Origin of the sequence: Paraburkholderia sp. GV068, assembly GCF_003058125.1 — a bacterium.
Lineage (GTDB): Bacteria > Pseudomonadota > Gammaproteobacteria > Burkholderiales > Burkholderiaceae > Paraburkholderia > Paraburkholderia graminis.
Window position 1 is genome coordinate 21,329 of sequence record NZ_QBUB01000031.1, and the last position, 6,750, is coordinate 28,078.

8 protein-coding genes are annotated in these 6,750 nt (G+C 57.6%); 3 read left to right on the plus strand and 5 right to left on the minus strand.

The window, feature by feature from the left end; all coding sequences use genetic code 11:
* The first annotated feature begins 18 nt into the window (after positions 1–18).
* Positions 19–306 (plus strand): PAAR domain-containing protein, encoded by a 288-nt coding sequence (locus C8K18_RS32555; protein ID WP_107710984.1) that lies wholly within the window; start codon positions 19–21, stop codon positions 304–306.
* 333 nt (positions 307–639) lie between these two features.
* Here C8K18_RS32555 and C8K18_RS32560 read toward each other — a convergent pair whose 3' ends face one another.
* Entirely contained in the window at positions 640–1,263 is a 624-nt protein-coding gene (locus C8K18_RS32560; RefSeq protein WP_107710983.1) for an ATP phosphoribosyltransferase regulatory subunit, read from the minus strand.
* 314 nt (positions 1,264–1,577) lie between these two features.
* Positions 1,578–2,000, minus strand: a complete 423-nt coding sequence (locus C8K18_RS32565) for a VOC family protein (RefSeq protein ID WP_258196242.1) — start codon at positions 1,998–2,000, stop codon at positions 1,578–1,580.
* Between the two features lie 290 nt (positions 2,001–2,290).
* On the opposite strand from C8K18_RS32565, the gene C8K18_RS32570 reads away from it, so the two are divergent.
* Positions 2,291–2,701, plus strand: coding sequence for a hypothetical protein (locus tag C8K18_RS32570; protein ID WP_107710982.1), 411 nt, complete (start codon positions 2,291–2,293; stop codon positions 2,699–2,701).
* A gap of 697 nt (positions 2,702–3,398) precedes the next feature.
* Here C8K18_RS32570 and C8K18_RS32580 read toward each other — a convergent pair.
* Positions 3,399–4,193, minus strand: coding sequence for a lysozyme inhibitor LprI family protein (locus C8K18_RS32580; protein WP_107710981.1), 795 nt, complete (start codon positions 4,191–4,193; stop codon positions 3,399–3,401).
* 414 nt (positions 4,194–4,607) lie between these two features.
* Between C8K18_RS32580 and C8K18_RS32585 the strand changes: the two genes are divergently transcribed.
* Positions 4,608–5,384 carry a hypothetical protein gene (locus C8K18_RS32585; protein WP_107710980.1) on the plus strand — a complete coding sequence of 259 codons (777 nt, stop codon included), beginning with the start codon at positions 4,608–4,610 and terminating at the stop codon, positions 5,382–5,384.
* Between the two features lie 75 nt (positions 5,385–5,459).
* On the opposite strand, the gene C8K18_RS32590 is transcribed toward C8K18_RS32585, so the two are convergent.
* The gene (locus C8K18_RS32590; RefSeq protein WP_107710979.1) at positions 5,460–5,789 is read right to left on the minus strand and encodes a hypothetical protein; all 330 of its coding nucleotides are present in this window, start codon (positions 5,787–5,789) and stop codon (positions 5,460–5,462) included.
* 70 nt (positions 5,790–5,859) lie between these two features.
* The coding region (locus C8K18_RS32595; RefSeq protein ID WP_258196241.1) for a GGDEF domain-containing protein at positions 5,860–6,750 on the minus strand (891 nt) is incomplete at its 5' end.

Genomic DNA, 6,750 nt, shown 5'->3' on the forward strand with positions numbered 1-6,750 from the left:
ACCTGATCTGGAGGAACGATGTCGCGCTATGACATCACGAAGGGGGATACCACGACCGTCGGCGGCACCGTCCAGGGCGGCGACTCGACGGACATGCTCAACGGCCGGGAACAGGCTTACGAGAACGATCCGGTCTGGTGCCCTGTTTGCAAAACAGTGGGGCACATCCAGTGCCAGGGATCTCGGGTCCCTACCACTGGTCCCGATGGCCGAGAGGTCGCGCTGAGTGACGATCTGTGCATCTGCGCCTGCGAGCCGAGCCCTCGCCTTGTCGCGTCGCAAAGCGTCTCATCGAGCGATGCCTAGTCGCCACGGTTTCAGACGGCCCATCGAACAGGTCGTCGATCTTCTGCTCGAATGGCCCTGTGTCGGACGTCAGCGCGGGCGAGTACCCGCGTAATTTACGTGCGCAGCGGAAAACCGATTGTTCCTCGCGCCCCGATACGCTCGTCGTATCGTTACCGCTTCCCTCGGCGAGGACATCCACCAGCGGCCCGCTCGCGGCATGCCGCGGCGGAAAAAGCGATTCAGGCCATCCATGTAAATTCAGGCCATCCATGTAAATTCAGGTCTTCGCCGACTACGCGCTGACGCGCGGCGTGAGGCTTGCGGAGGTCCCGAACCACAAGCCACTTCAAGTCAAGAGCTCCGCTGCATAAGTCCTTGAGCGGTCATCGCCAACAAAAGTCGTTCAGCGCCGATACCAAAGCCGGCACCCTCTCGATATGCACCACCGCCCACCACTTGCTGCTGGGCTCCAAGTTCCGTACAACGCATTTCGAAACCCCGACCGTTCAGATAATAACTGAGGCCTCTGCGGGCGGAACCGTCGATTTCGTAGCGAAGGCCAAGCGAATCGAAAAACCCGGTCGCTATCTCCTGGCTACGTTTGACCGCCGATTTTGGGTCGGGGCAGAGATACTCAAATCCGAGTTGGGAGAATTCGCGGTAGCGACCGGCTTGCGGTCGCTCATAGCGATAACATCGAGCGATATAAAACAACATCCGCTCCCGTTGGCGGCCCAGCAATTCGCTGCATCGCTCCTGGAAGAGTGCTGTCGCCTCAGGAATCAGGCAGCAAGCCCGTCCCTTCTTATCCGGAAATGCCCACATCTGACCGATAACCTCGCTGCCGCCGGCCTTTTGAATGAACGTGTCTTGCGACCACAAGGCGGGGACAATTGCCTCCTCTGCTCCAACGTTAATGAAGATAGCTCCGGAATTGCGTTTCCAGAGCTCGAATTTGCGCGGCTTCCTTGCCAACGACGAAACGTGTTCCGCGAATCATAGTTATGAGAATCCTCTTCGCTGTTGAGAATAAAAAAAGCGCCTTAGGCGCCTTGGTCGTTGAGCAGGGAGCGGGAAACTGCTACCCCGGATTTCCTGCTATGGACGTAACGGACCACGGCGCATCGAACGACGACCGTGATGGTGGTGAGACTTGATTGATACGTTACGAATTTCCATGGCGTTGATCTTGACATACAAACTGACGTCCGTGCAACTGACGATTTCAGCACCGATGTCGAACGTCTAATCGTGGCCGGGGCTAGCCTTTCACGCTACCGCGCGACTTGCTACAAAGCGGTCGAGGTGGCATCCAAATGCATTACGCATGCGTCACGAGGACCACGCCGAGTTTTGCAAAACGATGGGTAGCCATCGTCACCCTCAAATGTTTTACCTAACACGCCCCAATAAGGATTGAGCGACGTCACGCAAACAAACCCGCTTTCGGCGAGGCGATCGTAAGTCGACTGCCACTCAACGCGATCCGGTGCGTAAAAGATCAGCAAATCCTCGCGCGTGGGTGTCGGCGCGACCGGATGTTCCAGGCACTGTGTGAACTCGAAGTAGTCCATGCCGGGACGTCCGAGCATCACGCCATCGAACCCCTGATGGTTTTGAAATTTTGCCAGGTCAACGAGCTTAAGCGCTGCGCAATACATGCTTTCTGCCCGCGAAAGGTCGCTGACCGGTCTGGCGATTCTGATGTGCATGCATCTGGCTTTGTTATCGGGATCGTGGCCAAGGGCGTAAAGAAAATCGATCCTTAAGGGTACGCCGAACTAACTTGTCGCCAATTCCCGTTGCGTTGCCGAGTGACCGGTTGTGGCCGGGAGCACGCATTCGCGGCGCCTACCGGAAAACTGCCGTTCATCAGCCCAACGGCCGCTCCAGAGTGCGTTCGCCAAGATGGTGCCATCGGCCAAGACCGGTCGTTCGACACACCGGCCGGAATCGTCGACAATCGAGTAAAACACCTTCAATTGCGACGGAAATCAGGCGGATGGAACCTTGCGAGATCCAATTTACAGTGGATGAACTTTGCCATTGGGCAGGCATGGGCGACTATGTGCTGACACCGCCTGATCGCAGTTATTCGGTCAGGCTGCGATATCAGGGTGAACCGCCACATGGGGATTCATTTCACATCATTGATGTCGCGGGCCGCAAGTTTCCAGGCTATGCATGGGGTTGCATCTTCGCAATGTCCGATTGCTCGAACTTCATTGCCTTCAGTTGGATGGAACGCAAGTTCGAAAGACTGACGACGGTAATCGACGTGAGACGTTCCAGGTACTTCGTTTTGCAGCAATACATCTACCATCCACGCATCGAGTGGCCATTAATCCTGGACGCAGCGAACGAACGGGAAGCGTATGCATTCGACGGGACGGAGGCTTGGATGACCTTTTGACGATTCCAGCCCTGATGGCTAGCATACGCTGATGTGTTGTGCGACGATCGGCGCCTCACTTCCCGAATTATCCATCTGTAGCGGTGACCATGAAGCGCTCAAGGAGACCGTACTTCGCATCCGTTCGCTCGATCCTCCCAAACTGGTCGATGTACACGTCAACGCGGCTATACGGCCGGCCTGATCGTCATACGCTCGCCACCGGAGAATGGCATGCTGACTTCTATCCGCGCGTCGCGAGGAGCGAACATCGACGTATAGAAGCGCTCTGCCTCACCGGGCTCGAGCTGTCGGCGCGTTATGCGATCGTTTTCATTGAGGTTGTAAGCTACCGGCCCGCGCGCCTGTGTCGAGAAGTGAAGGACGATGACCGGAGGGCAGAGATGCCATGCGACGAGCGGTGGCGCGCCGATGACCCACCTCCACTTCAGCCATTTTTGAACGATCACCTTGCATTGAAATAACGGGAGTATCAAGCCGGACGCTAACTCTCCATTATCTGACTGTCTGAGTCCAGCAACACGCCGCGTTTCGACGCATTTGGGGGGCACTCGCTCCGCTGGCTAACGGTGCGAAACGCTGGGGACGGCACTGGTCGAATTTGCCGGCTCGTGACCTTGACCATGTGGGCCATGGCTCATCTCCGGCTCCTGCCGCGTTTCTAACGCGCAGAGCCGGACATAGCCTTTAGCGAGGCCTACCGCAAAAACTGAAACGACTCAACACTGCGCATGGTTGCGGGATCGTTGCCTAGTAAGCCTTCGGTGTCGACGACCACAGCGCGCTTTCCGTTGCTCATGACCGCCCCGAAGCAGTTTCCACCTGCCGCGTGAAAGCCCGTTTCCGGGTCGGAGACGCCGCACGAAATCGTGGCACGCATGCCCTTCCATCCGTGCCCATGGAATCGCTGCACTTCCTGTGGGACGCCCGGTCCGAAGCTCGTTACCCACTTTCCGTCATCGTCCTGCTCGAACCCCGCGCCATCCCCGGCGACTTGTTCGAGCGTGCCTGTTACCAGGGCGAAGGGGACAATGTAGTCGCTGCTCCCCATGTTCCGTCGCACCAACGAGAATTCGCACTCGTGGCTATTTGCCGCGCAGGTCTTCTTTACACGACGGTTGGCTAGATAGTCGAAAGCAACGCCAGCGTCCTTGTCTTCAAACCTTACAAAGCCAGCGGGCTGAACGTTCTCTAACGCAGCCAGTCGGTCGTGATATGCCTTCTTCAGGCACGCCGCATCGTTGCACCCGTCTCGCGAGCGGACCCACTCGCGTTGAGAGTGTAGAAGACCATCCTGATCCGCAGCGCGGTCCATCGCCTTGATGTATGCAACGGCGAGCCGGAAGTCCAGGCCATTGAGAACCTCGTCCGTACAGATGATTCGCTCGACGGAGGAATGCGCTTTCTCGCAGTCGAAACTTGCCGCTCGCAATGTCGTCGCCACAGACAGGATAGACACGCTTGCGATAAGAGAGAGCAGAATTTTTTTCATTGATAGTCGAACAGCATCTATAGACCTTATTCAGAGCGGAGTGCCTACGCATCTTGCACAACCGGACTTTACCTCGCCGGTTTGTCTCGCGGGAAGCCTTCGTCGGGGAAAGGCAAATAACCGCGCATCGCGTTTAACGATCCGTCGCGTAAGCGCGACTGTCAGTGAGAAAAAAGTACGACTCCTTTATGCTGTGTATCGTGGCAGCGGTGGTTTATTGACACGGTGATTCATTGACCGGAAAAATTCAAAGTGAATACCGAATGTTCACTTTTCCCGGAACTGTCCTTCGCCAGACCGAAGCCCACGACGCACCGACGCAGAGCGCTCACTCGCCAACGGCATTGAGAGCGAGAGACCAAAACCTCGAGTGGCGATTGACGCGACTCCTGAGACTTGCGCGCCGAAAAAGCGATGGCACTTCTGGAAGTGATCGCCGTTGGCGTCGGAACGGGCATGCAACCCTCACGCACAATGACGACACACGATGAGGCGCGGCAAGATCGCCGCGTGACCAGAGCTACCGACAAACGAATGCCAGTGGAAGACCTTCCCTACCCCATCGGGACCAGGCACGCAGATCACCCTCCTGACGACAACCGTCTCTGGGGGGATGTTGGGGATCAGGCGGTATTCGAGTGCATTGGACTTCGGCCACAGATAGCTGGCGCGACAGGTGCCGAAAATCGTGCCGCCGGCGGCCAGTTAAACCGGCAGATGTATGAGGGCTTGAGGGAGGCGTTCCGCAGTATCACCGACATTGAGATTGGCACCACCGGCTCGCCAGCATCAATGACCAGTGCTGAGGACTTTGATAGCTTCCGTTCAAGGGGCTGGCAGCCAGCTTTCGACGATGACGCGCATTTCTTCGTCTTTCGCTCGCGCGACGGCGAATGGGCGGGGTTTCGCTGGCGCAACGAGAGTTTCCGATTCAAGCGGGCATCGCTGCTGGGAATGTGCCTTGGCTCAGCGTTACCAGCGCGATCTTCTGGTGGCTTTGAAATATGGTGCGTCTGCGTCCCGAGATCAACGCCCGGGCCTAAGGGACATTTCCGAAACGTCGAAGCCACGACCGTGAAGTTATGCGACAGATGGACGGCGGAGGTAGGCTTTGAACTGATGTGCGTCATGACGAGAATCACGAACTTCCTCGGCACCGCGTTCAATGCCTACCAGGTTGCGGATGTCTGATCGAAGGCCGAGGCCCTTGCGTGGTCGGCCAGACCGTCCGCTAACTGTGAAACCGTTTGAAGCCCGCGGTGGACTTCAGGCGTCAGCCTTTACTGGAGACCCGCCGAGAGTCGCTTCCTGATAGCGACAGCCGAGCAGAATCCAGCCAGGTGTTTCAGTGTCGTCCACGAGCAGCCGGATTTCATGGCTTTTGCCGGCCTTTCGATGGTCCGCGCCATGCCCGTTCATGATGGCGCCGGGCTTTCCAGCTTGCCGTGACAACCCTGACGCAGTGTTACCAATGCGATCCATGAACCGCGCGATTCGCTTGTCGTTCAGCTTGCATTCGATAAAACTGCTGATGGTGATGTCCACAAATCTCGTCAGGCCAGAGAAATCGACCTGACTGGCCGCGAGCTGATTCACACGTCGCTTTTTCCGGTTGTTAAAGCCATCCGCGATGGGACGATTTCAGTCTTTGCCAGACGCCGGACGATCACACCATATCGCGTTCGGGGGCGTCCCGCGTCTGACCGGGTGATTCTCCGACCACCCGATTCCTTCCCGCTCGCTTCGCTGCATAGAGCAGCTGATCGGCGCGCGCCAGCAGCGCCCTCAAGTCCTCACCAGGCCGATACCGCGCGATGCCGGCACTGGTCGTGACGCGAAGCGTAGCCTCGATCTCATCGAAGCGCCAAGACTCCAGCACAGTACGTAAGCGCTCGGCGATCTCATACGCGAATTTGTCGTCAGCACCGGGCAGCAGAAGCACGAACTCCTCGCCGCCGATGCGCGCGACCACATCTTTCTCACGCACCGCGGCGCGCACGATTGCGGCGAACTGGCGCAGCACCGCATCGCCGGCCGCATGCCCGTAACGGTCATTGATGGATTTGAAGTTGTCGATGTCGAAAGCGATCAGTGTGAGCGGATAGCTTCGCCTGTCTGCGACGCGCCGGCCCGCCGCGCGTTCAAACGCGCGCCGGTTCAACGTTTCGGTGAGCGAATCGAGATCGCGTTCGAGAGTCAGCCGGTCGATTACGTCCGACATCGCCGCGGCCAGCAGCACAAGCCCCAAGACAGCGCCCATCAGGGCGAGCGACAACTGTAGCAAGACCCAGAACATGGTTCGCGCGAACGGCGCAGTGCTATGCGGCAAGGGTTGGATCGTAGTGAGCGACGTTCTGATAAAAAAACTGACGCCGAAGATCAGCAGCACCCAGAGGAGAACGTGGTTGATGATGCGGCCATTGCAGTGTTTCCTGGAACGGATCGCGGTAAACAACATCAACAGCCCGGCGCTGAAATTCAGAATGTAGATACGCACCAGCAGGTTCGGCGTCACGAAGGAGAAGTAATGCATGCCGGCCAGCACCAGCACGAACAT

Coding starts and splice junctions, on each gene's coding strand:
- C8K18_RS32555 (WP_107710984.1), top strand. CDS start 19: ATGTCGCGCTATGACATCACGAAGGGGGATACCACGACCGTCGGCGGC.
- C8K18_RS32565 (WP_258196242.1), bottom strand. CDS start 2,000: ATGCACATCAGAATCGCCAGACCGGTCAGCGACCTTTCGCGGGCAGAA.
- C8K18_RS32570 (WP_107710982.1), top strand. CDS start 2,291: ATGGAACCTTGCGAGATCCAATTTACAGTGGATGAACTTTGCCATTGG.
- C8K18_RS32580 (WP_107710981.1), bottom strand. CDS start 4,193: ATGAAAAAAATTCTGCTCTCTCTTATCGCAAGCGTGTCTATCCTGTCT.
- C8K18_RS32585 (WP_107710980.1), top strand. CDS start 4,608: ATGGCACTTCTGGAAGTGATCGCCGTTGGCGTCGGAACGGGCATGCAA.